Genomic DNA, 2,604 nt, shown 5'->3' with positions numbered 1-2,604 from the left:
TTCCGATCCCCGCGACGCCGCTCAGGCGCCGGTCGCCTCGTGGACCCGCACTCCGCCGATGTAGGTGAGGTCCACCGAGCTCTCGCCGATCTCGGCGGGCGGGGCGCCGAACGGATCGCGGTCGAGCACCACCAGGTCGGCGCGGTAGCCCGGCCGCAGCTGCCCGGTGTCGTCGAGATGGTTCACAAAGGCCGAACCCGCCGTGTACGCGGCCAGCGCCGTGCCGAGCGTGAGCCGCTGTTCCGGCAGGAACGGCTCCAGGCCGCTGCCGAGCAGGGCCCGGTTGACCGCCACGTGGATGCCGCGCATCGGGTCCGGGCTGCTGACCGGCCAGTCGCTGCCGGCGGCCAGGGTGGCGCCGGCCCGTTCCAGATCGCCGAACGGGTACTGCCACCCGGCCGGGCCCGGCTCGAGGAACGGCAGGGTCAGCTCGTCCATCTGCGGCTCGTGTGCGGCCCAGAGCGGCTGCATGTTGGCGGTCGCGCCCAGCGCGCTGAAGCGCGGCACGTCGTCGGGGTGGACGACCTGCAGGTGGGCGAGGTGCGGCCGGGTGTCGAGGAAGCCGTTGGCGGCGCGGGCGGCGGCCACGGCGTCGAGCGCGTCGCGCACGGCACGGTCGCCGAGCGCGTGGAAATGCGCCTGGAAGCCCAGCGCGTCCAGCGCGGTCACGTAGCCCGGCAGCGCCGCCGGGTCGACGAAGGAGAGCCCGCGGTTGGTCGTCGGATGGCCGTGCGCGTCCCGGTAGGGCACGGTCATCGCGGCGGTGAAGTTCTCCGCGACGCCGTCGAGCATGAACTTCACCGACCCGCAGCGCAGCCGGCCGATGGCGAACTTCTCCCGCTTCGCCACGAGCTCCGGGATCTGGCCGGCGTCGCGGTCCCGGTCCCACCACAGGGCGCCGGCGACCGCGGAGATCAGCGAGGAGTCGCCCGCCGCGGTGAGATAGGCGTCGGAGATGTCGGAGTAGCCGTTGCTGGCGCACAGCGCCGCGTCCTGCCAGGCCGTGATGCCCAGCGAATGCAGCAGGCGCTGGGCGCGGAGCAGCCCGTCGAGCCGGTCCGCGGGCGTCATCGCCGGGAGCAGGTCGGCGACCAGGGCCATCGCGCCCTCCTGCAACCCGCCGCTCGGAGTGCCGTCGGGCTCGCGGTCGATCCGCCCGTCCGCCGGATCCGGGGTGCCCGCGTCGATGCCGGCCAGCGCCAGCGCGCGGCTGTTGACCCAGGCGCCGTGATGGTCGCGATTGATCAGGAAGACCGGCCGGTCCGCGACGATCTGGTCGAGCAGGCCGCGGCCCGGTGTGCCGCCGGGGAAGCTCTCCATCGACCAGCCACTGCCGACGATCCAGGCGGCGCCCGGGTTCGCCCGCGCGTGCGCGCCGATCCGGTCGAGGTACTCGCCGAGGTCGGTGGTGCCGGTCAGGTCGCACTGCCCGAGCTCGATGCCGCCCATCACCGCGTGGATGTGCGCGTCCTGGAAGCCGGGCAGCAGCAGCCGCCCGCGCAGATCGACGACCTCGGTCCGGGGCCCGGCGAGCGCGAGGACCTCGTCGCCGCCGACGGCCAGGATCAGCCCGTCGCGCACGGCGAGGGCGGTGGCAGGCCCGGGTGACGCCCCGCCGGTGAGCAGCGGGCCGTTGGTGAACAGCAGATCGGCGACTCCGGTCGGCACGGCCGTCAGCATAACCTTCAGCGCATCGCCGTCGACGGCTTCCGCCGGGTGGCGCGCTGAGCATCCGTACCCATGGATCGGTGAGTATCGGGGCTCTGCTCGCGGGCGCCGCGGCGTAACAGAGTGGCGCCCATGCACACCTCGCGTGGTGGACAGATGGCCCGATGGTGGGCGACCGTCGTGATCGGTGCCGCGGCCGTTCTGCTCTTCGCCTGGCTGGGGCGCCTCGCCGGCGTGCCGCCCAGCACGCTGATCTCGATCGGCGCCGGGCTGGCCGCGCTCATGTGGACGGTCGTGCTGGTCACCCTGCCGTGGAACCTCTACTTCGACGCGCGGCAGGTGCGCGCGGATAACGCGGTCTCCCGCGAACGCGGCCTCGCGATTCCGCCCGCGCGGGACCGCGAGACCCGGCACATCGCCCGGCGGGCGCTGATCCTCGCGCTGTGCGGGCACCTGGGCACCGCCGCGGCGGTGGCGGCGTTCGCCGCGGTCTCCGGCGCCGTGCTGGGCTACTACCTGGCCGGCTTCTACCTGCTCTCGACCGCGATCCGCCCGGCGGTCGCCTACCTCGGCCACCTCCGCGATCGGGTCACCGTCCTGAGTCTGGAGAGCACACACCCCCGCGACGATGTCGTCTCGCTGCGCAACGCGCACCGGGCCGTGGACGAGGACCTGGAGCGCCTGCGCCAACAGGTCACCGCCGACCTGACCCGCATCGAGGACGCGCTGGTCGCCGCCCGCAACCGGGACCAGGACGTGCGGGTCCGGATCGACCGGATGGGCCGCCGGATCGAGGACACCCTCGACGGCCTCAGCGACCACCAGGAGTTGCTCACGGGAATCCGCGCCCTGGTCCGCATGATCCGCACCGACCCCGCCTGACCGGACACTGCCGGCGGCCCGGCAAAAGGCCCGGCCGGCACGCGGGGGAGCGTT

2 protein-coding genes are annotated in these 2,604 nt (G+C 73.9%); one reads left to right on the top strand and one right to left on the bottom strand.

Annotated features, from left to right (window positions below; genetic code table 11):
* Nucleotides 1-21 precede the first annotated feature (21 nt).
* Nucleotides 22-1,668, bottom strand: coding sequence for an amidohydrolase family protein (locus AB0F10_RS45190; protein ID WP_360640730.1), 1,647 nt, complete (start codon nt 1,666-1,668; stop codon nt 22-24).
* A 132-nt stretch (nt 1,669-1,800) separates the two neighbouring features.
* Here AB0F10_RS45190 and AB0F10_RS45185 point away from each other — a divergent pair, with 132 nt between their 5' ends.
* Nucleotides 1,801-2,550 (top strand): hypothetical protein, encoded by a 750-nt coding sequence (locus AB0F10_RS45185; protein ID WP_360640728.1) that lies wholly within the window; start codon nt 1,801-1,803, stop codon nt 2,548-2,550.
* The last annotated feature ends 54 nt before the right edge of the window (nt 2,551-2,604 follow it).

This window comes from Actinoplanes sp. NPDC026623 (genome assembly GCF_040638275.1).
In the GTDB taxonomy this organism is placed as follows: Bacteria; Actinomycetota; Actinomycetes; order Mycobacteriales; family Micromonosporaceae; genus Actinoplanes.
The sequence above is the reverse complement of the archived record's forward strand: the minus strand, read 5'-3'. Positions and strand labels throughout refer to the sequence as shown.

Bases quoted from the DNA above. Each gene is read 5' to 3' on its own strand.
- AB0F10_RS45185 (WP_360640728.1), top strand. From the start codon at position 1,801: ATGCACACCTCGCGTGGTGGACAGATGGCCCGATGGTGGGCGACCGTC.